Source organism: Paraburkholderia kirstenboschensis, assembly GCF_904848585.1.
Classification (GTDB): Bacteria; Pseudomonadota; Gammaproteobacteria; order Burkholderiales; family Burkholderiaceae; genus Paraburkholderia; species Paraburkholderia kirstenboschensis.
Genome location: NZ_CAJHCR010000002.1, coordinates 187,314 through 211,168, shown reverse-complemented (window position 1 = coordinate 211,168; position 23,855 = coordinate 187,314). Strand labels below are relative to the sequence as shown.

The 23,855-nt window shown below is 63.5% G+C and carries 21 protein-coding genes and 1 pseudogene; 12 read left to right on the top strand and 10 right to left on the bottom strand.

The features are described 5' to 3' along the window. Positions 1-11 precede the first annotated feature (11 nt). A complete protein-coding gene (locus JMY24_RS07600; protein WP_201701727.1) occupies positions 12-1,409 on the bottom strand; it encodes an MFS transporter in 1,398 nt (465 codons plus the stop codon). Between the two features lie 235 nt (positions 1,410-1,644). On the opposite strand from JMY24_RS07600, the gene JMY24_RS07595 reads away from it, so the two are divergent. Then, entirely contained in the window at positions 1,645-1,797 is a 153-nt protein-coding gene (locus JMY24_RS07595) for a hypothetical protein (protein ID WP_164853511.1), read from the top strand. A 177-nt stretch (positions 1,798-1,974) separates the two neighbouring features. On the opposite strand, the gene JMY24_RS07590 is transcribed toward JMY24_RS07595, so the two are convergent. Beyond that, entirely contained in the window at positions 1,975-2,115 is a 141-nt protein-coding gene (locus JMY24_RS07590; protein ID WP_164853510.1) for a hypothetical protein, read from the bottom strand. 502 nt (positions 2,116-2,617) lie between these two features. Here JMY24_RS07590 and mprF point away from each other — a divergent pair. The 8 genes from mprF (at position 2,618) to JMY24_RS07550 (ending at position 14,530) form a co-directional block, all read left to right on the top strand. Continuing rightward, positions 2,618-5,170 carry a bifunctional lysylphosphatidylglycerol flippase/synthetase MprF gene (gene mprF / locus JMY24_RS07585; protein ID WP_236597361.1) on the top strand — a complete coding sequence of 851 codons (2,553 nt, stop codon included), beginning with the start codon at positions 2,618-2,620 and terminating at the stop codon, positions 5,168-5,170. After that, on the top strand, positions 5,167-6,444 hold the full coding sequence (locus tag JMY24_RS07580) for a virulence factor family protein (protein WP_201701723.1): 1,278 nt from the start codon (positions 5,167-5,169) through the stop codon (positions 6,442-6,444). The genes mprF and JMY24_RS07580 overlap by 4 nt, the downstream gene beginning before the upstream one ends. A gap of 599 nt (positions 6,445-7,043) precedes the next feature. Continuing rightward, the gene (locus JMY24_RS07575) at positions 7,044-8,648 is read left to right on the top strand and encodes an amino acid adenylation domain-containing protein (protein WP_201701721.1); all 1,605 of its coding nucleotides are present in this window, start codon (positions 7,044-7,046) and stop codon (positions 8,646-8,648) included. Between the two features lie 69 nt (positions 8,649-8,717). Then, the gene (locus JMY24_RS07570; protein WP_128595198.1) at positions 8,718-8,978 is read left to right on the top strand and encodes an acyl carrier protein; all 261 of its coding nucleotides are present in this window, start codon (positions 8,718-8,720) and stop codon (positions 8,976-8,978) included. Positions 8,979-9,009: 31 nt separating this feature from the next. Continuing rightward, positions 9,010-10,878, top strand: coding sequence for an alpha/beta hydrolase family protein (locus tag JMY24_RS07565; RefSeq protein WP_128595197.1), 1,869 nt, complete (start codon positions 9,010-9,012; stop codon positions 10,876-10,878). 240 nt (positions 10,879-11,118) lie between these two features. Further along, positions 11,119-12,690 (top strand): threonine ammonia-lyase, biosynthetic, encoded by a 1,572-nt coding sequence (ilvA, locus tag JMY24_RS07560; RefSeq protein ID WP_201701720.1) that lies wholly within the window; start codon positions 11,119-11,121, stop codon positions 12,688-12,690. Between the two features lie 254 nt (positions 12,691-12,944). Further along, a complete protein-coding gene (locus tag JMY24_RS07555) occupies positions 12,945-14,123 on the top strand; it encodes a 4-hydroxybenzoate 3-monooxygenase (RefSeq protein WP_128595195.1) in 1,179 nt (392 codons plus the stop codon). A gap of 155 nt (positions 14,124-14,278) precedes the next feature. Continuing rightward, positions 14,279-14,530, top strand: a complete 252-nt coding sequence (locus JMY24_RS07550) for a hypothetical protein (RefSeq protein WP_128595194.1) — start codon at positions 14,279-14,281, stop codon at positions 14,528-14,530. Between the two features lie 120 nt (positions 14,531-14,650). Here the strand turns inward: JMY24_RS07550 and JMY24_RS07545 are convergent, their stop codons facing one another. The 3 genes from JMY24_RS07545 to JMY24_RS39230 form a co-directional block, all read right to left on the bottom strand. Next, the gene (locus JMY24_RS07545; protein ID WP_128590921.1) at positions 14,651-14,920 is read right to left on the bottom strand and encodes a hypothetical protein; all 270 of its coding nucleotides are present in this window, start codon (positions 14,918-14,920) and stop codon (positions 14,651-14,653) included. An 83-nt stretch (positions 14,921-15,003) separates the two neighbouring features. Then, a complete protein-coding gene (locus JMY24_RS07540; RefSeq protein ID WP_128595193.1) occupies positions 15,004-15,393 on the bottom strand; it encodes a hypothetical protein in 390 nt (129 codons plus the stop codon). A 53-nt stretch (positions 15,394-15,446) separates the two neighbouring features. Further along, entirely contained in the window at positions 15,447-15,569 is a 123-nt protein-coding gene (locus JMY24_RS39230; RefSeq protein ID WP_268960754.1) for a hypothetical protein, read from the bottom strand. Between the two features lie 477 nt (positions 15,570-16,046). Between JMY24_RS39230 and JMY24_RS07535 the strand changes: the two genes are divergently transcribed. Both JMY24_RS07535 and JMY24_RS07530 read left to right on the top strand, forming a co-directional pair. Next, positions 16,047-16,601 carry a cytochrome b gene (locus JMY24_RS07535; RefSeq protein WP_201701719.1) on the top strand — a complete coding sequence of 185 codons (555 nt, stop codon included), beginning with the start codon at positions 16,047-16,049 and terminating at the stop codon, positions 16,599-16,601. A gap of 202 nt (positions 16,602-16,803) precedes the next feature. Then, positions 16,804-17,355 (top strand): annotated as a pseudogene (locus tag JMY24_RS07530) (TauD/TfdA dioxygenase family protein). Between the two features lie 26 nt (positions 17,356-17,381). Here the strand turns inward: JMY24_RS07530 and kdgR are convergent. The 3 genes from kdgR to kduI all read right to left on the bottom strand — a co-directional run bounded on the left by kdgR (position 17,382) and on the right by kduI (position 20,068). Continuing rightward, entirely contained in the window at positions 17,382-18,257 is an 876-nt protein-coding gene (kdgR, locus tag JMY24_RS07525) for a DNA-binding transcriptional regulator KdgR (protein WP_128595196.1), read from the bottom strand. An 85-nt stretch (positions 18,258-18,342) separates the two neighbouring features. Further along, positions 18,343-19,143 (bottom strand): 2-dehydro-3-deoxy-D-gluconate 5-dehydrogenase KduD, encoded by an 801-nt coding sequence (gene kduD, locus JMY24_RS07520; protein ID WP_201701713.1) that lies wholly within the window; start codon positions 19,141-19,143, stop codon positions 18,343-18,345. An 88-nt stretch (positions 19,144-19,231) separates the two neighbouring features. After that, positions 19,232-20,068, bottom strand: coding sequence for a 5-dehydro-4-deoxy-D-glucuronate isomerase (kduI, locus tag JMY24_RS07515; protein WP_128595191.1), 837 nt, complete (start codon positions 20,066-20,068; stop codon positions 19,232-19,234). Positions 20,069-20,383: 315 nt separating this feature from the next. Between kduI and kdgT the strand changes: the two genes are divergently transcribed. After that, entirely contained in the window at positions 20,384-21,400 is a 1,017-nt protein-coding gene (gene kdgT, locus JMY24_RS07510) for a 2-keto-3-deoxygluconate transporter (RefSeq protein WP_201701711.1), read from the top strand. Between the two features lie 56 nt (positions 21,401-21,456). On the opposite strand, the gene JMY24_RS07505 is transcribed toward kdgT, so the two are convergent. Next, positions 21,457-22,035 carry a GNAT family N-acetyltransferase gene (locus JMY24_RS07505; RefSeq protein WP_128595189.1) on the bottom strand — a complete coding sequence of 193 codons (579 nt, stop codon included), beginning with the start codon at positions 22,033-22,035 and terminating at the stop codon, positions 21,457-21,459. Positions 22,036-22,143: 108 nt separating this feature from the next. Beyond that, on the bottom strand, positions 22,144-23,589 hold the full coding sequence (locus JMY24_RS07500) for an NAD-dependent succinate-semialdehyde dehydrogenase (RefSeq protein WP_128595188.1): 1,446 nt from the start codon (positions 23,587-23,589) through the stop codon (positions 22,144-22,146). Positions 23,590-23,855 lie beyond the last annotated feature (266 nt).

The window sequence follows — 23,855 nt, the reverse complement described above, 5'->3', positions numbered from 1 at the left end:
ACAGGCCGATGTCAGCCGCGGCCGCCGCGTGAGATTTCCTCGCCGGCGCGAGGCGGCAGGCGCAGCGTAACCGGAATGGACGCAAAAGAGCACAGTCCGACCACGAGAAACGCAGGCCAGAAATCCGACCACATGATGGTTTCATGGCCGTGCAGCAAACGCGAAATCTGCAATACGATGCCGCCAACCGTCACGCCAAGGCCGAGCGACATCTGCTGTACGACGCTGCCCAGGCTCGTCGCGCGCCCGACGTCGCGGCTCGCGATTTCGGCATAGGTCAGCGAATTGAGGCTCGTGAATTGCAGCGCGGGAAAGAAGCCGCCAAGCAGCACGACCACCCAGATGATCCACGTTGGCGTGCCCGGAAAAAACAGTCCGCAAGCCGCGATCGAAACGCCCGACAGCGCGGCGTTGACCACCAGCACGGAACGAAAGCCATAGCGATGCAGCACGCGCGACGCAACCGTGCGCATGAACATCCCGCCGAATGCGGACGCGCAGGTAATCAGCCCCGATTGAAACGCGCTCATGCCGTGACCTTCCTGCAGCATCAGCGGCAACAGGAACGGCAATGCGCCGAGGCCGATGCGGAACAGCGACCCGCCGAGCACGCTCGCCTGAAATGTCGGAACCTTAAAGAAGCGCAAGTCGAGCAGCGGCAGCCGTGCGCGCTGCGCATACGCGACATACAAGGCAAGCAGCACAGCGCCCAGCGCGCACATGCCAAACGCGTCGAGGTTGGAGATCAGCTCGCCGCCAATCAGCGACAACCCCAGCAAAAGCAGCACCGCGCCCGACGCCGACAGAAAAAAGCCGATCCAGTCGAGCGGCCCCGGGTGCGGCTCGCGCGTGTTCGCAATATGTTTGTTCGTCAGATAGATGCCGAGAATCCCGATTGGCACGTTGATGAAAAAGATCAGACGCCAGTGCAGATACGTCGTGATAAAGCCGCCTAGCAGCGGGCCGGCCGCGGGGCCGAGCATGGCGGGCACGCTCAGATAATTCATCGCGCGGATGAAGTCTGTTTTATGCACGACCCGGAAGATGATGATTCGCCCGACCGGCACCATCATTGCGCCGCCGACGCCTTGCACGAAACGCGCGAGGGTAAAGGTGGCAAGCGAATTGGAGGCCGCGCACAGCAGCGACCCCGTGACGAAGACGCCGATAGCCGTGCGAAAGACCGTGCGTGCGCCGAAGCGGTCGGCGAGCCAGCCGCATACCGGAATGAACACGCCGAGGCCGAGCACGTAGCTTGTAACCGCGATTTTCAGCGTGACGGGGTCGCGCCCGAAGTCGCGCGCCATGGCCGGCAGGGCCGTGACGATCACGTTCGCGTCGACGCTTTCCATGAACATCGCGCACGCGACGATCAGAGGCGCAATCAGGGCTTTCTCAGCGACGGTCATGGAAAGAGGCTGCGGCGGGCTGTCGCAGGCAAAGGGGTCATTATTGCACCTGTACGGTGCAGTTTGTTAATAAGGCGTGTCCGGATTGCGCCCTTTTTCGGTTTACGTCGCTCCGTGCAGGACAGCCGGAAGCCCGTGACTCTGACGCAACATGTTTGATTTTTGTTGCGCTGCGCAATAAGAAGACTATAATCGGGTTATTCCCTAGGTATAAACCCTATACAGGAGCCCGACCATGAACACCGCCTCTAACACTGCATCCGCCCGCAACACCGTCGCAACCAACGGTAACTGGCTCGCAAAGCTGCGCGCTCTCGCATTGCATGCGCTGAACCTTCATCTGCAAAACTGCGCTGTCATCGCTGAAGCGCATCGTCGCCCGCAGTAAGGCTTCGCGCGCTGGCGCGCCGCGCCTGGAAAGGCAAGGCGCGAGGTTGCGCTGCGCTGACGCGTTCCGACGTGGCGCAGTAAGACGCAAGACGTCGCAGGGCGATCAGACAGAAACAAGCGGCGCTTTTGCGCCGCTTGTGCTTTGTGCGTCTGCCACGTCGTATTTATGTGCCGCTTATTCACCGGAGCGATGCGGCACCCTGGCAAGCGTTTGACGCACTTTCGTTGCTCGTGCGGATAAAGCGCTCATCACGAGCGCGGTCGACACCAGGCCGACCAGATACAAGCCCGCCACCATCCAATCCTGTTCTGCCATCATCGTTCTCCCGTCAAGTGCCCCGTTCTTGCGGCCAATACGTCGCATCTCGTGAGGCTGATGCTTGCGATTACGGCACATGCGGCAAAAAGCTTAACTGGCTTTATTCGCGCCCGCGAAGGTCGCACTCAGGTCCATTTGCGCGCGCACGCACGCTAATGCGCGCGTAATGCCGCTACAGCAGCGCCTTGCGACCAGGCAGATCTCGAATCTTCGTTCACGGCACGTAATAAGCGTTTAAACTTCATCCCCCTGGATTCAATACCAGCCGACGTGGCGCCAGAGCGCACCGCAAAGCGCATCCGTTGCGCACAATCGCCCCAGGTTAAACCCAGGCGCCTAGGCCTGCACTGTCAACCTTTTAACCTGTTTGCCGTTATCCAGTTGTAATCGCCGAACTGGCGACCTTGCGGCAGACGGCCCGTCGCCGCGACAGCTCCACGCAAGGCCCGCATTGACCATGTTCCATCGATATAAGAATAATTTCGGCCGGGTAGGCGCGATGTTCGTTCGTGCATCGAAGACGCCTCGCTTCAGGGGATTACTCTCGCCCGTTTTCGCGCTCGCAATCTGCGCGCTGCTGCTCGTCGTGCTCCAGCATCTGTCGCAGGCGGTGGATTACCGCTCGGTCATGCACGAGTTGCGTCGGCTGACGGCCGGCGAGTGGACCGCCGCGCTCGCCGCCACCGCGCTTAGCTACGTGGCGCTGGTCGGTCGCGATGCAGTCGGCCTGCGCTATCTGGGCGCGGCTGTGCCTCGCGTAGCGCTCTGGATCGGGGCCACCGCGGGCTCCGCGCTTGGCAATGCCACCGGCTTCGGCGCATTGACGGGCGGCGCGGTGCGCGCCCGCGTGTACGGCGTGGCGAGTATCACGCCCGCACAGATCGGCCGCATGACCGTATTCACGAGCGTCTCGCTGGCGCTTGCGCTCGTGCTGATGACGGCGCTCGGCATGGTGTGCGTGGGCGGCACGCTCGCAGCGATGCTGCATCTCCCGCCTGCCACCGTGCGCTGGGTAGGCGCATTGCTGCTCGTTGCGCTTGGCCTGCTGTGCGCCGCATGCCGCGTCGAAACACGCGCGATCCGCACGCGCTGGCAGTGGCTGTCGTTCGACATTCCCGCGCGCCGCGATCTGCTCGAACAGGTGGGGCTTGCGGCCGTCGATGTGGTCGCCGCCGGCCTCGCGTTGTGGGCGCTGCTGCCGCACGCCGACGTGAGCTTCGTCACCTTCATTACCGTCTATGCCGCGGCCATGCTGCTTGGCATGATCGGCCATACGCCCGGCGGCGTCGGCGTATTCGAAGCAGCAATGGTGTTCACGCTGAACGGCAGTGTGGCCACGCAGCAGATGGTCGCCGCGCTGCTCGCTTATCGCGCGATTTATTTCGGCGTGCCGCTCGTCGTGTCGGCTGCGTTGCTCGCCGGTTTCGAAGGCCGCGCGTTGAAAGGCCGCCTGCCGTTGCGGCACGCGGCGGGCGCGTCGAAACTTGCGCCGCTGTTCCTGAGCCTCGTCACGTTCGTGGTCGGCGGCATGCTGGTGATCTCCAGCGCAACGCCCGCGTTCTGGCATCGTCTTCATATTCTGCGCGACGTGCTGCCGCTGTGGGTTCTGGAAAGCTCGCAGATGCTGTGCAGTGTGCTCGGCGTGCTGTTGCTGTTCGTCGCGCGCGGGCTGCTGCGGCGTCTCGACGCCGCGTGGTGGATGACCCTGGCTCTTGCCGTGCTGAGTCTCGCGCTGTCGTTGACCAAGGGTCTCGCATTCGTCGAAGCGGGCGTGCTGTGCACGCTGATCGTGCTGCTGCTCGCAACGCGCCGGCGTTTCAATCGTCATTCGTCGCTGTTTGCGGAGCGCTTCACGGCCGGCTGGCTCGTGTCGGTTGCGATGGTGCTGATGCTCGCCACCTGGGTCATGCTGTTCGCTTTTCGCGACGTTCCTTATACGGACGACCTGTGGTGGCAATTCGCGTTCGACGAACGCGCGCCGCGCGCGCTGCGCGCGACGCTGGCCGCGAGTCTGTTCGCGGCGACGTTCTCGTTCTGGCAGTTGCTGCGCCCCGCGCCGGGCCACTTCGTGAAGCCGGCGCCCGAAGATCTGCACGACGCGGCGCGCATCGTGCGTGCGCAGGAGCGCAGCGACGCCGGTCTCGCGCTGATGGGCGACAAGAGTTTCCTGTTCTCCGAATCGCGCGAGGCTTTCCTGATGTACGCCAAATATGGGCGCACGTGGGCCGCGCTGCACGATCCGGTCGGGCCGCGCGAAGAGTGGGCGGGCCTCATCAGCAAGTTCGTCGCGCTTGCGCATGCGCATGGCGGACGCGCGGCGTTCTATCAGGTGCGCGCCAACGCTTTGCCGCTGTATCTCGACGCGGGCCTTTCGCTGATGAAGCTCGGCGAGGAAGCCCATGTCGTGCTGGACGATTTCGACCTGAAGGGCTCGCACCGCGCGCATCTGCGCTATGCGCTCAAGCGCGGCGAGCGCGACGGCTTCACCGTCGAGGTGATCGATCAGGCGAATGTACCGGCGTCGCTCGAAACGTTGCGCAGCATTTCCAACGGCTGGCTCAACAGCCGCGACGCGCGCGAGAAGAGCTTTTCGGTCGCGGCCTTCACCGACGAATATCTCGCCGCGCAGTCCGTCATGCTGGTGCGCCAGAACGGCGAGCCGGTTGCCTTCGTCACATTCATGACGACCGACCTGAACACCGAGGCGACAGTCGGCGTGATGCGTCACGTGGAAAGCGCGTCGCCGTATGCAATGGAATATCTGTTCACGCAACTGGCGTTGCATCTGAAACAGGCCGGTTTCCGCTCGCTGAGTCTCGGCATCGCGCCGCTCTCGGGCATGCAGCCGACGCCGCTCGCGTCGCGCTGGCATCGGGTCGCCGGCATCGTGTGGCGCTTTGGCGGCCGCTTCTATAACTTCCGCGGACTGCGCGCTTTCAAGAGCAAGTTCCAGCCGCATTGGGAGCCGCGCTATCTCGCGGCGTCGGGTTCGGTTGGCGTGGTCTTCACGCTCGCGGACCTGTCATTGCTGGCAGGAGGCCGGCGTTCATGACCTTGCATTCGTTTTTCAGGCTCGCTGTCCTCGCAGGCCTCGTCAGTTGCGGCACGCTCGCCAGTGCGGCGACGACCACCATTCCCGGCGGCCGTTACGGCAACGTCACCGTCACGCAGCCAGTGGGTCCGTTGCGTGGTTTCGTGGTGCTTTATTCGCAGGCAAGCGGCTGGAGCCCGGCCGATCAGCAAGGCGCCGATGCGCTCGCCAAGGCCGGCGCATTGACCGTGGGCGTGGATACGGCACGCTATGCGGCAAACCTCGCGGCGGATCTGGCGCAGAAGAAAGAAACCTGCAACCAGCTCGTGGGCGATGCGGAAGCGTTGAGCCACCAACTCGAACGGCAGTCGCAGTCGAGCCACTATTTCGCGCCGATCGTGGCGGGCACCGGGCAGGGCGCGACGCTCGCCATGCAGGTGCTCGAACAGGCGCCGTCGAACACTATTGCAGGTGCTGTTTCCGTGGATGCCGAGCACACGCTCGATCGGCGCTTCCGGCCTTGCCCGCCGGATGCAACCATCATTCGCGACAAGATTCCTGGCTTCGTCGAAAAAGCGTCGACGGGCAACGCCGATCGCGCGCGTCTCGTCGCGTTGATTGCGCCGCATCTGCAAACCGTCTCCACACATGACGACGACGTCTCCGATCTGCCGTTGATCGAGTTGCCGGCGGCGCATCCGAACGGCCTGATGGCGATCGTGATTTCCGGCGACGGCGGTTGGCGCGACCTCGACAAGACCATCGCGCAGGCCTTGCAGAAAGACGGCGTGTCGGTGATCGGCTGGGACAGCCTGCGCTATTTCTGGAGCGAGAAGCCGCCCGCGCAAACGAGCCGCGACCTCGCACGCGTGATGCAAACGTACGGCGCGCGCTGGCACGCGCAGCACATCGCGCTCATCGGCTATTCGTTCGGCGCGGACGTAATGCCGTTCGCGTACAACCGTTTGCCGGAGGCGTTGCGTGCAAAGGTGTCGCTGATTTCGCTGCTCGGCTTCGCGCCGGACGCCGATTTCCAGATCCGCGTAGGCGGCTGGCTCGGCATGCCCGCAAGCGACAAGGCGTTGAAGGTGCGCCCCGAACTAGAGCGCGTGCCGCCCGCGGTCGTGCAGTGCATCTACGGCGCAGACGAGGAAGACACGTTGTGTCCCGCGCTCACGAAGACGGGCATCGAGGTGATCCGCACCTCGGGCGACCATCACTTCGGCGGCGATTACAACGCGCTCGAACGACGCATTCTCGCCGCGTTCAAAAAACAGAGCGGCGTGCAAGACTGATTTTTCAAACGGCGCGTCATGCGCCGTTGTTGCACAGTTGTTTCATCGACGTTGCGTACCAGTTGCGCCGTTTGCCGCACTGCTGGCGCGGCGGTTACCCTTGCCGTTGCGGTGCTGTCTGCTCAGCGGCTGCCTCGCCATTCGAGCGTCCGTTTCCGGGCGTCGGCCTCAAGGTATTCCCGCAGCCATCGCGAGAACTCTCCGAAAACGCGCGCGTTTCGTCAGGGCATTTTCTCTTCAACGCTTCGAACGCGACGTGCAGCGGATCAATGCCGCCGCCGTCCGCGGCCCGCCCGACGCGCGTTCTCCCGGACGCTCGATCGCGGTGTGAGAGCGTTATCGTACATATACCGGCGCGGCCGGATTCTATGATCCTTACAAATCCTTCAGCGACTGGTTGCACGAGTATTTGCTCGCGCAACTGACGTTGCAAGGCGCCGTTTCGTTCATCCTGGTTACGACATTCTGCTGCGATAGCGCAGTGCGCCATCGCGCACTGTCGCTGCGCGGCGGTGTGCTTTCGACATGACGGACAATCGCTTTCGCACGGTTATCGACTGTGCGCGGCGCAGCCGTGCATGTGCAACGCGAGGCCGTGAATGCTGGATTCCTTTTTCTTCGACACTGCCGCGAGCGAGCCCGAGCGGCCCGCGTTATGGGTCGATGAACACTTGTATTGCTATGGCGAACTCGCTTCGCGTGCGAGCCGTATAGCGGCGGGACTGACATCCGCGATGCCCGCCGGCGGCGCTCGCCGCTGTCTGCTTTTCGCACACCGCAGCGTGGCCGCCTATGCGGGCTTGCTCGGCATCGTGAAGGCGGGCTTCGCCTACGTGCCGCTCAATCCGACGCTGCCCGCCGCCCGTATCGCGGCGGCCGTCGAGCAGTCGAAGGCGCCCGTGCTGCTGGTCGACCGCCGCTGCACGGCTCTGCTCGACGATGTGCTCATGCTGATAGACGAGTGCCCGAAGATCTTTTTCATCGACGATGAAAAAGATCTCAGCGGCATGGACGACTCCCCGGCACATCGCCGCGTGGCGGATCTGCCGCGACTGCCGGGCGCATTGGCCGTCGCGCCGCCACACGCCGCTCAACGCGCGCTGCACGATCACGCCTATGTGCTCTTCACGTCGGGGTCCACCGGCGCGCCGAAAGGCGTGGCGATCTCGCATGCGAACGCCTGCGCATACGTCACAGCGCAACTTCAGTTGCTCGGCCGGCTGCCTGATGCACGCTATGCGCAATTTTGCGAGCTGTCCTTCGATCCTTCGGTGCACGACATGTTCGTGTGCTGGGCGAACGGCGCTTGCCTGTACGTGCCGAAAACGACCGAGCCGATCTACAACGCGGCTTTCATTCGAGAACATGCGATCACGCATTGGAACAGCGTGCCCTCAGTGGCCGCCTTCATGCAGCAGTTTCGCAAGCTCCCGCCCAACGAATTCGTGAGCCTGCGCGTGACGTGCTTCGGCGGCGAACCGCTGCCCGTTTCACTCGCGCAGGCGTGGCAGAAGGCGGCGCCGAAGAGCCGCATTTTCAACGTCTATGGACCGACGGAAACAACCGTCGCGTGCTCCGCTTTCGAAGTCACGCCGCAATTTCTCGCCGATGCGACGCACGCCGTCATGCCGCTTGGCCAAGCCGTGCCCGGCATGGAACTGCTGATCGTCGATGCAACCCTGCAGCCGGTCGCTCAAGGCGAGAGCGGGGAATTGCTGATCGGCGGCCCGCAGGTCGCGGCAGGCTACCTGCGCGCGGACGAACCGAACAATCGCCGGTTCGTTACGAGGCGCTACGCGGGCTTGCATTCATCGCATTGGTACAGAAGCGGTGACGCCGCACGCGAGGTGGCGCGAGACGGCATCGTCTTTCAAGGCCGTCTCGATACGCAAGTGAAGATTCGCGGCAACCGCATCGAGATCGAGGAAGTCGAGCACGTGGTTCAGACCAGTAGCCGCGCCGCGCTTTGCGCGGTGATCGCATGGCCCGTCGATGAAACGGGCCGCGCGCACGGCTTGCTTGCGTTCGTGACGCACACGCGGATCGACGCCGCGCAGATTCTGCAGGCGTGCCGTCAGCGCCTGCCGGCCTACGCGGTGCCGCAGCGAGTCATCGCGCTCGATGCAATGCCGCTGAACGCTAACGGGAAGATCGACAGAAGGGCGCTCGCGGCTCAGTGTGCGAGCGGCAATGCGCTCACCTGACGGCCAGACAGCATTCGCGACGGCGACATTCGAGCGCCGCGCGAGAAACTAACGCATCCGGGGAAATCAATGAAACATCATGTGCGCCGCATTCTTGAGGAGACCGCCTGCCTCGATGTCGCTGTCGACACGCTAGGCGATCACGACGATCTGTACGCCGCCGGTTTGTCGTCGCTAGGCACCGTGCGAGTGATGCTGGCCGTGGAGGAGGCATTCGCGCTCGAGATTCCGGGCGCGCTGATCACCCACGACATGTTCGCGAGCATCGCCGCGCTTGCCGGCGTGATCGCGCAACTCGTGCCGGAGGAGTCGATTGCAACGCGAAGCTGACGCTGTGCTCCGGCAATCTATCGCAACGGTCATGGCCACGATGAGACCTGTCGCGTTCGACGGCTGTTCTGGATGGCTGCATGCGCCGGCCGCTTTGCAAGCCGAAATGGGCGTGGTGCTGTGCAATCCGTTCGGCTATGAAGCGCTTTCCGTGTATCGCGGCTGGCGCGAACTCGCGGACGTACTCGCCGCGCGCGGCGTCGTCGTATTGCGCTTCGACTATCCCGGCACGGGCGACTCGGGCGGCAACGAGGAAGACCCGCTGCGCTGGCGCGCATGGATCGAGAGCGTCAAGGCCGCGGTTGAGTTTCTGCGTGCGGAAACCGGAGTCAAGCGCGTCACGTTGTGCGGTCTGCGCGTTGGCGCCACACTCGCCGCACTCGCTGCGCAAGAGCTGGGCGACGTCGACAACCTCATACTGTTGATGCCCGTGATTTCCGGCAAGGCGTATATACGTGAACTGGAGCTTCAGCAGCATACGTGGCTCGCCGCGCAGACCGCGCTTGGATTGCACCTCGATGCAGAGCTGCCGCACACCGTCGGCGCGCATGGTTTCAGGCTCTATCCGGACACGCTCGAGCTGCTTGCAAAAGTCGATCTCGAACTTGCTACAGAGTGTGGGGCTCCGTGCAGCAGCCCGGCAGGCGCCGAGCCTCCCGCGCGCCGTGTGCTGTTGCAGGATCTGGCGGGCAGCGCCCGGCTGAAGCGGCTCGCCGCTCGTTACGAGGCGCTCGGCGCGCAAGCGGACGTGCAGTTCTTCGGCGAATACGGCAAGTTTCTGCTCAATCCGAGCTACAGCGAGCCGCCTCGCCGTGCGTTCGATAGCGTGCTGGAATGGCTCGGCGCCGGCACTGAGCCAGTGTCGCTTCCGACGGTCGAAGTGCTGAACGCCGCGGCATCGGCGAGTATCGCTTTTGCGCACGGGTGCGAGACGCCGGTCGTGTTCGGCGGCTACGTAGGTGTGCTGTGCGAACCGCAGCGCGCACTCGACGCAGCGCCAGCCGTTCTCTTCGTCAACACGGGCGGTGTGCACCGGATCGGCGACAGCCGTTTCACCGTGCTGATGGCGCGGCGGCTCGCGGCACAGGGCATCGCATCGCTTCGCATGGATCTGAGCGGTCTCGGCGACAGCCTGCGCCGCGACGCAACGCTTACGCTCGACGCGCTCTATTCGACGTACTCGATCGACGATGCCTGCGCTGGCGTCGACTGGTTGACCGCCGCCGGTTATCCGAAGGTCGTCATGGCCGGCGTCTGCAGCGGTGCTTATGTGAGCCTGCATACCGCGCTCGCGCATGCCGCCGTAGCCGGTTGCGCGTGCATCAATCTGCCGTTTTTCAAATGGGGCGGCGCGCGCGTGCGGCCTGGCGCACAGTATGTCGCGCCGAGCGAGGTGTATCGGCGGGCGATGCGCAATCCGCGCAAATGGCTGCGTTTGCTGAGCGGCCAGGCTAATGCTCGCGCGATCACCGTCGAGCTTGCGCGGCGATTGTCGGCCCGCGTCGCGGCGCGCGCAGGCGCCGTGCTTGAAAGGCTGCTCGGTGAGCGCACGCCCGGCAGCGCCATTCGCAGACTCGTGCTCGAACTGGAGCGCAAAGGCGTGCAAACCGCGCTGCTGTACGGAACACTCGACGAAGGCCTCGACGAACTCGACATTCATTTTGGCCCTGACGGCAATCAGTTGCGCAAGCTGAAAAATATTTCGGTGAAGAAGATAGGCAAGGTCGATCACGCGCTCTTCTCACGCTGCGCGCGCGAAGCGATGATGGCGCAGCTGGAAGCGTTTTTGCGCGAGCGCATACTCGGCGCGCGCGCGGCATCCATAGCCGTTGCAGGCGGACCACGCGTTCCTCAGCGGGAAGCAAAACCGCAGCGGAAGCTGAAACCGCAGCGGCCATGAGAGGTCACCGCTCACGGCACCGGCATTGACAAACCACGACAAGTCAACGATGATCGGCCACATGAACTGCCTCGACATCCGTATTGCGCTGATTATTAGCATCATTCATCGAATGGTGGGTTAGCGCGCGTCTGATAGCAGTCACACATAACCCGCCCCATGAGGCGGGTTTTTTATGTCCGCTTGCTCCGCCTCCTGGTCGCTTTTCGATGCTACGTCCTCGCCGCACAGGAGCTTGCCTTGCCGTCACACGAACTCGAACAGGTCGCCGAAACTGCTGACAGCGTCGCGCTTCGACACGACTACCTGAAGAAAACCCTCACCGCGCGCGTCTACGACGTGGCCCGCGAGACCGAACTCGAACGCGCGCCGCAACTGTCGGCGCGCCTGCGCAATCCGGTCTATCTGAAGCGCGAGGACAACCAGCCGGTGTTCTCGTTCAAGGTGCGCGGCGCGTACAACAAGATGGCGCACATTCCCGCCGAGGCACTCACGCGCGGCGTGATCACCGCGTCGGCGGGCAATCATGCGCAGGGCGTGGCGCTGTCCGCGGCGCGCATGGGCGTGAAGGCGATCATCGTCGTGCCGGTCACCACGCCGCAGGTCAAGGTCGACGCCGTGCGCGCGCATGGCGGCCCGACCGTCGAGGTCGTGCAGTTCGGCGAATCGTATAGCGATGCGTACGGCCACGCGGTGCAGCTGCAGGAAGAGCGCGGGCTGACCTTCGTGCATCCGTTCGACGATCCGTATGTGATCGCCGGGCAAGGCACGGTCGCAATGGAAATCCTCAGCCAGCATCAGGGCCCGATTCACGCGATCTTCGTGCCGATCGGCGGCGGCGGACTCGCGGCAGGTGTCGCGGCGTACGTGAAATCGGTGCGTCCCGAGATCAAGGTGATCGGCGTGCAGACCGACGATTCGTGTGCGATGGCGGCATCGCTGAAAGCCGGCGAGCGCGTCACGTTAAACGAAGTCGGCCTGTTCTCCGACGGCACTGCGGTGAAGCTTGTCGGCGAAGAAACCTTCCGCCTGTGCAGTGAATATCTCGACGACGTGCTGCTCGTGAACACCGACGCGCTGTGCGCCGCGATCAAGGACGTCTTTCAGGACACGCGCAGCGTGCTCGAACCGGCGGGCTCGCTCGCGGTGGCGGGCGCAAAACAGTATGCGGAGCGCGAAGGCATCGAGAACCAGACGCTGATCGCGATCACGTCGGGCGCGAACATGAACTTCGACCGCATGCGCTTCGTGGCCGAGCGCGCAGAAGTGGGCGAGGCGCGCGAGGCGGTGTTCGCGGTAACGATTCCCGAAGAGCGCGGCAGCTTCAAGCGCTTTTGCGAACTGCTCGGCACGCGCAGCGTCACCGAATTCAATTACCGGATCGCGCAGGCCGAGTCCGCCCATATTTTCGTCGGCGTGCAGATCAGGAACCGCAGCGAATCGGCGCAGATTGCGGGCGCCTTCGAGGCGCACAATTTTGCCACCGTCGATCTGACGTTCGATGAACTCTCGAAGCAGCACATCCGTTACATGGTCGGCGGCCGCTCGCCGCTCGCGCATGACGAACGCCTGTTCCGCTTCGAGTTTCCCGAGCGGCCGGGCGCGCTGATGAAGTTTCTATCGTCGATGGCGCCTGACTGGAACATCAGCCTCTTTCACTACCGGAATCAGGGCGCGGACTACAGTTCGATTCTCGTCGGCATTCAGGTGCCGGAGACGGACAACGCGGAGTTCGAGCGCTTTCTCGCCACACTCGGTTATCCGCATTGGGAAGAGACGCACAATCCGGTGTATCGGCTGTTTCTTGCCTGAACTTTGGGATTGAAATCGCGCTCGGGGTTTACCTTGAGTGCCTTTCCGGCGCTTGATGCAGCCGCATGACGAATGGCCGCGTTGCAAGCGCCGTCAGCAGGGCGTCGCGTGGCATCGACGCCTTTCAGTAGCGCTTGAGACGCAGGTGCGTTATCTCAAAACTGGATAGAGCGTATCTCGCATATCGCGTTGCGCGATAGCAGGGCCGATCGTCAAACTGGGCGCAAATCAAACTTGCACTCAGGAGACACATCATGCGCACCCAGGTTGGCATCATCGGTGCAGGGCCCGCGGGCCTGCTTCTTTCCCATCTTCTTCATCTGCGCGGTATCGAGTCGGTCGTGCTAGAGACGCGCACGCGTGAGCAGATCGAATCGACCATCCGCGCCGGCGTGCTCGAGCAGGGCACGATGGATCTTCTCACTGAAGCCGGCGTCGGCGAGCGCATGAAGGCGGAAGGCGCGCTGCATCATGGCTTCGAGCTGGCGTTCGAAGGCAAGCGTCGGCGGATCGATCTGACCGGACTTACCGGCCATTCGATCACTGTCTACGCTCAGCACGAGGTGATCAAGGATCTCGTCGCGGCGCGCGTCGCTGCGGGCGGGGCGTTGCGCTTCGGCGTAACCGAAACGTCGCTGCACGGCGTCGATACCGACAAGCCGTCGATCCGCTATCGTCACGAGGGCGAAGCGTGCGAGTTGCAATGCGACTTCGTGATCGGCTGCGACGGTTCGCAAGGCGTGTCGCGCGCGGCGATTCCGCAGGCATTGCGGCGTGACTTCGAACGCGTCTACCCGTTTGGATGGTTCGGTATCCTGTGTGAAGGACCGCCGTCGTCGGACGAACTCATTTACGCGCGCCACGACCGCGGCTTTGCGTTGATCAGCACGCGCTCGGCCAACGTTCAGCGCATGTATTTCCAGTGCGACCCGAAGGACTCCGTCGACAACTGGTCGGACGATCGCATCTGGGCGGAGCTGCACGCTCGCGTGGATTCGCACGACGGCCAGCACGTGGTGGACGGCAAGATCTTCCAGAAGAACATTGTCGGTATGCGCAGCTTCGTATCGGCAACGATGCAGCACGGCAGGCTCTTTCTCGCGGGCGACGCCGCGCATATCGTGCCGCCGACCGGAGCGAAAGGAATGAACCTTGCCGTCGCCGATGTGCGTCTGCTCACGAAGGCATTGAACGCGTTCTATGTCGAGAACCGCACGGACCTGCTCGACGGCTATAGCGAAACGGCGCTCAAGCGCATCTGGCGTGCGGAGCATTTCTCGTACTGGATGACGAGCATGATGCACCGTATCGAAGGCGCGTCGCCGTTCGAGCGGCAGCTTCAGGTGGCGGAACTCGAATACGTGACGACGTCTCGCTCGGCGGCCACCGTCATGGCGGAAAACTACGTCGGCATGGCCGTGCCGCAGGAGTGAGCGCGGCAAACCGCTTCCGATTGTCGGCGCAACAGCAACAGTGAATTCAGGATTAGCGGATTTATCCTGTACCGCCGCGCGCCTACACTGCCTTCATCGCTGCGAGCAAATCCCGTTTGCAGCATACGCAGAAGACATGACCGGAGGTGGTCAAAATGAAATCGCTCATTCAGGCTGTTGCAATTGCCGCGGTGCTTGGCGCGCCGATCGCTTCGTTCGCGCAGCCGTCTGCTCAAGCCGCGACGCAGGACACACAGGCCGTGCAAACGCAGGCCGCCGGTCAGCAGGGCTTCGCGCGAGCCGATAACAGCGGCTATGGTTCGGGCAGCCACGGCACCTGGCAAGCGGGCCGCGGCGGTGACGTCACGTTCAGTTCGTACTCGCCGCCGGTCTACAACGCACGATAAGTGGCTGATAAGCGGTTGCGGAAAAGGCTTTGAAACAAAGCCCGCGACCGAAGTTTTCCAAGAGAATCTTGTGAGACGCCGATCAAAAGGCGCGCAACGCATCATGCGTCGCGCGCTTTTTTACTTCTGTGAGGCATTTCCCTGCGGCGAACGCAACAAGGTCATCTCGTTGCGTAGCAACGCGAGCAGATCGTCGTCGGTCGGACGCGTGCCCCAATGCCGCGCGCCGGCCACCGAAGCAATCGCGGTCCACGAGTGCGGTGGAAACCATTCGCGAACGAGCGTGCCGTCCTGGCGCAAACACAATTGGCCGGTCTGCTCGCTGTATTCCGCGCAGACGACCATGCCGTCTACCTGCGCGGTGACTCGCCGTGGATCAGTGCGTAGCAAACTGTCGCTCCTGCAAAGTGCTGACGCGCAAGCAAACGCCGCGCGGCGCGATGTTCATCGACATTAGCGCCGCGCGGCAAGCGTCAATGATCGCCGCCGTGGCCGTGCCATTCACCGTGGCCGTTGCCGTGCCATTCATCGTGGCCGCGGCCGTTGCCGTGGCCGCGCCAGTCGCCGCGCGCATCACGCCATTCACGTTCGCGATGACGTTCTTCCCACTCGCGCCGCTCCCAATAACGGTGGCCGTCGTAGTAACGCTCGCCATACCAGCCTGGGCTCACGACAACAACCGGTGGCGGCGGCGCATACACGGGCGGCGGAGGCGGCGCATAGACGGGCTCGGGCGCATACGCGACACCCGGCACGCCGATGTTCACGCCGACGTCGACGTGAGCGAGCGCGGCGCTCGACGCGCCGATACCAAGGCCCGCGACGATTGCAATGGACAACAAGCGGTTTCGTGTTTGATTCATGTGGGGTTCCCGCGTTTTTATGATTGAGCGTGGACGGTCTGCGTAAGCGTCGATCAGTAACGATCGTGGTAACGATAATGGTCGTGATAACCGCCGCCGTCGGGGACCACGATGCAACCGCTCAGCGCGGCGCCCAGCGTTACCGCCAGAATGGCCAGCGCGAAAATTCGTTTCATGACATTGCTCCTTTTCCTGTTGATCCGAACTCTACTGAGAGGTGGCATTACCGTTGTGTTCGTGTGTAACAGGACGTGTCGACTGCATTGCGCGAAAGCATTGCACGGTACGAGGGCAGGCGAGGGCAGGTAAGGACAGCGGAGTCAGCTGTGATGTGGTGCGCGCGACAGGCAAGCCGTTGAGCCTGCTGCGAAAACGCCGCGTGATTGCGGACGCAACCAGTTGCGGCGCGTTGAAGCTTCGGTGCTGCGGACACCGGCGAGCGGCCACGAAGACAAGGAGCCGCACGTATGCCTCGCGGATACATTCGGTTGCAGACTGGCGCTTCGTGTCGAGCCTCTGGCGACATTCACGCCTGCGCGGAAGTGGCGCGCGGCGAGACGTCAGCTTTTCTTAAGATTCGCGCCGTAGCATACTGGCTCCCACGCGGCCGCGACAAGCGGCTTCCAATGACGCTTTGACAACGGCCACCTCCCATGAAGATGCAATCTATCGATACCCGTTCGCACTTTTACGCGGCCGGCTATGATGGCGTCGCCAAGTTCCTTCACTGGCTCGTGGTCGTGCTGATCACGGCGCAATTCGTGATCGGCTGGACCATGCCTGACATTCACAAGGGTACGCGGCCCGAAGGGCTGATCGCGTGGCATCTGGGAGTCGGCGCAACCCTGGTCGCAGCCGTGGTTCTCAGAATCGTCTGGCGACTCACGCACCGGCCCGGACCCGCGCCCGTGTCGCGTTTCCTTCGCATTGTTTCGCATGTCACGCATGGTCTGCTGTACCTCGCGCTCGTCATCGTGCCCGTGCTGGGATGGGCGAATGCGTCGTCGCGCGGCTGGTCGGTGAAGCTCTTCGGTCTGCTGCCTTATCCGTCGATCTCGCCTGTCGGCTCGAGCGTCGGTCATGAAATGGGCGACATCCACGGTTATCTTGCCTGGGTGTTGCTGGCGCTGATCGGCTTGCATGTCGCTGGCGCGCTTTATCATCGATTCGTTCTCAAGGATCAGGTCTTGCAGCGTATGTTGCCTTGAGCGAAAGCGTGCACGTGCGCATCGGCGCGGCCTCAGCGCTATTAATGTGTTGCGCTGTGCCGATATGCCAACGATTTTTCCGTGATCGCGACGGCGCCTGGCGATCGCCGCGTTATGCGTGATAAGCACATAAGGAACAAGTCTTTTACCCGCACGCTCAAGACCGGTTAGATCGGACATTGGCTATACGCAATCGAGCCGAATGCACCAAACCGCCTTTTCGCGGACCAGTCATGAGCACACTTTCCGCAGCACGCAAGGCCGATCCGTCCGCGCATGCACTCGCACGCGCGATGACTCCGTCATGGCCGCAATCCGCTTCATCGCATCGCGACAAGCACGCGCCGCGCTCGTGCGTCACAAGGCGACTCGCTATGAAACCGGGCATCCGGTCGTGCGCGTGCATCCGGAGTCAGGCGAAAAGACGCTGATTCTCGGGCACTTCGTGAAGAGTTTCGTGGGCGAGACGCCGAGCGCGTCCGCGCATCTTTTCCATCTGCTGCAGGCTTATGTCACGCGCCCCGAGAATATCGTGCGTTGGCGTTGGCGTTGGCGTTGGCGTTGACGCGGGCGGGCAGGCGATGTCGCGCTCTGGGACGATCGCGCGACCCAGCACTACGCGGTCAACGACTACGGCAACGAACACCGCGTGGTGCGGCGCGTGACGCTCAAGGGTGACGTGCCGGTAAGCGTGGACGGCCGCAGGAGCTTCACGCGCACCGTCGAACCGAATCCTGCAGCAAAGGCGGCATAAAGCGCGCGCGCCGCACAGGCATCCGCTTAGCCGGCCTGGGCGGCCGCGTGCTCAGGCGCGGCCGCCTCGCGATAGCCAAGCCGTGTCGAGATCGCGAGGCCCGATTGCTTCAGCAGCGCGACGTAGTGAGACTTGGTGTCGGCGCCGCAGCGCATCGTCGGAAACGAAACAGACAGTCCCGCGATCACGCGGCCGAAACGGTCGAAGACCGGCACCGCAAGACACTGCAAACCTTCTTCCTGTTCCTCGTTGTCCTCGCCGTAGCCTTGCTCACGAACGCGCGGCAGAATGCTCAGCACGGCCTCCGCCGAAGACAGCGTCTTTTGTGTCGACTTACGGAATTCGACGTGAGAGAGCACCTCGCGCGCGTCGGCCGGGTCCATCCACGCGAGCAGCACTTTGCCGATCGCCGTGCTATGCAACGGATTGCGCCGGCCGATGCGCGACTGCATGCGCAGTCCGTAGTCGGCGTCGATCTTGTGGATGTAGATGATCGCGTCTTCGTCGAATGCACCTAGGTGCACCGCCTCGCGAGTCACCGCGCCGATGCGGCGCATTTCCACATCGGCTTCGCGCACCAGATCCACGCTTTCGAGCGCCTTCGCGCCCAGTTCGAACAACCGGATGGTCAGGCGATAACGCTCGGTCTCCACTTCCTGCGTGACGTACCCGAGTGCCTTCAGCGTTTGAACCACGCGGTGCACGGTGGTCTTCGACATGCCGAGACGTTGCGACAACTCGCTGATGCCGATCTGTCCGCTGTCGCCGATCGCGCCGAGAAGAGCGAACACGCGGCCAATGGACGAAGCCGATTCGCCTTTGTCGTTGCCGCACTCGGCGCTCTGCGCGTCGTGCGCGAGGGCTGCGGGGTCGTCTTTGCTGTGTTTGCCGGTTGCTGCCATTTCCGTAATTCCCTGATCGAACGCTTTTCTGTACCGCGTGTTGACGAACGCCCGGAGCATACCGTCTCTCGCGCTTTCTGCCGAGTCAGCGCGCGAGCCATCCGCCGTCTACTGCCAGTGTATGCCCGTGCACGTAGTCCGACGCGGACGATGCGAGGAACACCACCGGTCCCGCAAGATCGTCCGGCGCGCCCCAGCGGCCGGCCGGGATGCGGCTCAGAATTTCGTCGTTGCGCTGCGCGTCTTCGCGCAACGCGGCCGTGTTCGCCGTCGCCATATAGCCCGGCGCGATTGCGTTCACGTTGATGCGCTGCGCGGCCCATTCGTTCGCAAGAAGCCGCGTGAGGCCGAGCACGCCGCTTTTCGACGCCGTGTACGACGCGACGCGTATGCCGCCCTGGAACGACAGCATCGACGCGATGTTGATGATCTTGCCGCCGCTTTGCTGTTTGACGAACTGCCGGGCGGCGGCCTGCGCGAGAAAGAAGAGGCTCTTCAGATTGAGGTCCATGACCGCGTCCCAATCGTCCTCGGTGAAATCGAGGGCGTTCTCGCGGCGGATCACGCCCGCGTTGTTGACGAGCACGTCGATACGTCCAAACGCTTCGACCGCGGCGCGCACGATGTCGTCGACCGGCGCGGTGGACGAGAGGTCGGCGCGCACGTCCGCGAATCGTCGCCCGGCGGCTTCGACCCGCGCCGGCGTATCGCCCGCATCGGCCCGCGATACGCCGACGATATCGCAGCCCGCCTCCGCAAGCGCGAGCGCCATGCCGGCGCCAAGGCCCGTGTTGCTGCCGGTGACGATGGCCACCTTGCCGCCAAGGTCGAAGGGATTTGTCGTGGAGCGGTTCATCGCCGGGATGTTCACAATGTCAGAGCCCATGTCGTGTGTTGCGTGTGTTGCGTGTGTTACGTGTGTTGCATGTGCGAAGGTGCCGGTCGCGAATGCGGCCGATACACGCGAAGGACACTCAACGCAGATCGCGCACGGCGATGTGGTCCATGTCGCTGAACACCTGGTTCTCGCCGACCATGCCCCAGATGAACGTGTACGCCTGCGTGCCGACGCCCGAGTGAATCGACCAGCTCGGCGAGATCACAGCCTGTTCGTTATGCACGACGATGTGCCGCGTCTCGTTCGGCTCGCCCATCATGTGGAAGACAGCGGCGTCGTCGGCGACATTGAAATAGAAATACACTTCCATGCGCCGCTCGTGCGTATGGCAGGGCATCGTATTCCACAAACTGCCGGGTTCGAGCTTGGTCATGCCCATCGAAAGCTGGCAGGTGGGCAGCACCTCCGGCACGATGAACTTGTAGATCGTGCGGCGGTTGCTCGTGGCTGCGTCCCCGAGCGTTTGCGGCGACGCCTCGCCGAGCGAGATCGTGCGGGTCGGGTGCGACTCGTGGGCGGGCGCGCAGTTCACGTAGAACCTGGCCGGCCGCGACGCGTCGCTGCTGCCGAATGCAACCGACTGCGCGCCGCGGCCAACGTAGATCGCCTCCTCGTTGCGCACGGTGTAACGCGTGCCGTCCACGTCGACCCAGCCATCGCCGCCAATGTTGATCGCGCCCAGCTCGCGCCGCTCCAGCAGATAGTTGACGCCGATCGACTTGCCGAGCGAACCGGGCACTTCGACGGCGCGCGCCACCGGCCACGCGCCGCCCACGATGATCCGGTCGATGTGGCTATAGGTGAGCCGCAGCGCGTCGCGTTCGAACACCTGGTCCACCAGGAACTCCTTGCGCAATCCGGCGGTATCCAGCGTCTTTGCGTATTCGCTGTTGATGGCCTGCCTCACTTGCATGCTCGCTTCCACGATCTGTCTCCGATGATTGGGTCGGCCCGGCGCATCGCTGCGCCGGCGAAGTGTGTGGCATCGACTGTAGCGCGTTATTCGCGATTTCGGAACAGTGGTCCGGAATATTTAGCGACACGCCAGGGTGCGAGCAAAACGGCCCAGAAAAATGCCGGGTAAACGATTACCCTTGCGCCGAAAATATTCGGAACACCGTTCCTCTCGCGGTGCTATATTGCGCCGAAAGGGAGCAGCCGGCGCAAGACCGGTTCTCATCCAGCCGGATTCACCCGATCACTGGACGCGAAGTCCACGGAGGAGACAATGAAGCTCAAGAAGGCCATCGACCGCATTCCTGGCGGGCTGATGCTGGTGCCGCTGCTGCTCGGCGCCTGCGTTCATACATTTGCGCCGGGCGCGGGCAAATACTTCGGGTCGTTCACCAACGGACTGATCGCCGGCACCGTGCCGATTCTCGCGGTCTGGTTCTTCTGCATGGGCGCGACGATCGACTTGCGGGCCACCGGCACCGTGCTGCGCAAGTCCGGCACGCTGCTCGTCACGAAAATGGTGGTCGCGTGGATCGCGACAATCGTGGCGTCGCATTTCATTCCGATCGACGGAATCAAGGGCGGGCTCTTCGCCGGGCTCTCCGTGCTGGCGATCACCACGTCGATGGACATGACCAACGGCGGTCTCTACGCGGCGGTGATGCAGCAGTACGGCACGAAAGAGGAAGCGGGCGCGTTCGTGCTGATGTCGGTCGAGTCGGGGCCGCTCGTGAGCATGATCATTCTGGGCGCGACGGGCGTTGCTTTCTTCGAGCCGCGGCTTTTCGTCGGCGCCGTGCTGCCGTTCCTGATCGGCTTCGCGCTCGGCAATATCGACAGCGACCTGCGCGAGTTCTTCGGCCGCTGCGTGCATCCGCTGATTCCGTTTTTCGGCTTTGCGCTCGGCAACGGCATCGACCTCAACGTGATCGCGAAGAGCGGCATGGCGGGCGTGTTGCTGGGTCTCGCGGTGATCGTCGTGACGGGCATTCCGCTGATTCTCGCGGACCGCTGGATCGCGGGCGGCAATGGCGCGGCGGGACTCGCGGCGTCGTCGACGGCGGGCGCGGCGGTGGCGAACCCGGCGATCATCGGCGAGATGATTCCGAGCTTCAAGCCGCTCGTGCCGGCCGCGACCGCAATGGTTGCAACCGCGTGCCTCGTCACCGCGATTCTTGTGCCGATGCTGACCGCGCTATGGGTGCGCCGGCATCACGCGCGCGACACGCTGCGCGAGGAGTTGCTGGTGCCGACCGCACCGCCGCTGAAGGAAAGCGACTTGCACGTGTGAGGCTCGCTGGCAAGCGTCAGGCGCCAGGCAAAGCACGCCGGGGCCGGGCCCGCGCTTCAACGCGGCCCCAGCCTGATTTGCAGCATGGCCTTCACCTGCGCCCATTCGTCGTCGATGATGCTATAGCGCACCGAATTGCGCTTACGGCCGTCCGGCATGATGCGTTCATGGCGGACCACGCCTTCCTGCTTCGCGCCGATGCGCAGAATCGCCGCTCGCGATTTGTCGTTGAGCTCGTCGGTCGTGAATTGCACGCGCACGCATTGCATCGCTTCGAAAGCGTGGCGCAGCAGCAGATATTTCGCCTCTGTATTGGCCGCCGAGCGTTGAGCCGATGCACGTAGCCACGTGTGGCCGATTTCGAGCTTGCGATTCGCGCGGTCGATCTTCCAGAACCGCGTGCTGCCGATCACCGTGCCGGTATCGCGGCGCACGATCACGAACGGCATCACCGTTCCCGCATCGCGTCCCGCCAACGCGGTGTCGATATAGCCGCCGATCGTGTCGGGCCCGGGCACGACAGTCAGCTTGAGATTCCACAATTGGCCGTCTGCGGCTGCATCGAGCAGCGCTTCTACGTGGTCGCGTTCAAGCGGCCTCAGTTCGACCGTCTCTCCGGTCAGCGTGGGTTGCATGTGCTCACGGAACGCTTTTGTCGATGGAAATAAAAAAGTCCGCGAGCGTGAACTCGCGGACCCGGTGCAGCTAGCAACGATCAGCCGTTGCTTGCCCGCCCAGATGCCTTAGGACGACATCACCGTCACGGACTTCGTGACCAGGTACGCTTCCATTGCTTCCGGCCCGCCTTCCGAGCCGTAGCCCGAATCCTTCACGCCGCCAAACGGCATTTCCGGCGTGGGCGTGGCGGGCTGGTTGATCCACAGCATGCCGACCTCGAGCTGCTGCGACAGCAGATGCACGTTGGCAAACGACTTCGTAAACGCGTAACCGGCGAGGCCGAACGGCAGACGGTTGGCTTCCGCGATCGCTTCTTCGAGTTTGTCGAAACCGCGGATTGCCGCAATCGGGCCGAACGGCTCGTTGTTGAACACGTCGGCTTCGAGCGACACGTTGGTCAGCACCGTCGGCGCAAAGAAGTTGCCTTCCGAGCCGACGCGCTCGCCACCTGTCTCGATCTTCGCACCGGTCTTGCGCGCGTCGTCGAGCACCTTGCTCATGGCCGTCAGACGGCGTGCGTTGGCGAGCGGCCCGAGGGTCGTGCCTTCCGCGAGACCGTCGCCGAGCTTGAGGCTTTCGGCGTGCTTGACGAGCGCCGCGGCGAACTCTTCGCGAATGCTGTTGTGCACCAGAAAGCGTGTGGGCGAAATGCAGACCTGGCCCGCATTGCGGAACTTCGCGCCACCCGCTGCCTTGACGGCGAGCGCCACGTCGGCGTCTTCAGCGACGATTACCGGCGCGTGACCGCCCAGTTCCATCGTGGCGCGCTTCATGTGCGCGCCGGCCAGCGCGGCCAGTTGCTTGCCGACCGGCGTGGAGCCGGTGAACGTGACTTTGCGGATGACCGGATGCGGAATCAGGTAGCTCGAGATTTCGGCCGGATCGCCGAACACGAGACCCACCGTGCCGGCCGGCACGCCTGCTTCGACGAAAGCCTGCAACAGGCCCGCCGGCGACGCAGGGGTTTCCTCCGGGGCCTTCACGAGGAATGAACAGCCGCTTGCGAGCGCCGCGCTCAGCTTGCGCACGATCTGGTTGACCGGGAAGTTCCACGGCGTGAAGGCGGCGACCGGACCGATCGGCTCCTTCAATACGAGTTGCTGCGCGGCGAGATTGCGCGACGGCACGACGCGCCCATAGAGGCGGCGGCCTTCGTCGGCGAACCACTCGATGATATCCGCCGCGGCCAGCACTTCGATCTTCGCTTCGGCGAACGGCTTGCCCTGTTCCTGCGTCATCAGACGGCCAATGTCCGACGCGCGCTCGCGCACGAGCGCGGCTGCCTTGCGCATAACCGCGGCGCGCTCGTGAGCCGGCACCTTGCGCCATGCTTCGAAGCCGCGTTGAGCCGCTTCCAGCGCGCGGTCGAGGTCGGCGATGCCGGCGTGGGCCACCTTGCCGATGACCTGGCCGGTGGCGGGGTTGACGACGTCGATGGTCTTGCCGCTCGCGGCATCGCACCACTCGCCGTTGATCAGAAGTCGGGTATCGGTATAGCTCGAAGTTGCCATGCTGGTTCCTGTAAATGGGAAAACGACAGGCTGCGCGGCGTTCGGATAATGAGCCGAACTCGCGCTGCCGAGAATGGACTGCCGATACGAACATCTTATCTGATTGTGCCGAAACGCACCGGCGGCCGCCGCGTTCGCGCGGACGAGGCACGCGTCTTGCTCAGATGTTTTGGGGACCGTAGGCCTTTACTTGCCTGACCAGGCTTGGAGGCGCGTGAAGCAAGCGCAATCGCTGCGACGCCGCGCAAACAGGCGTACAGTCGAGC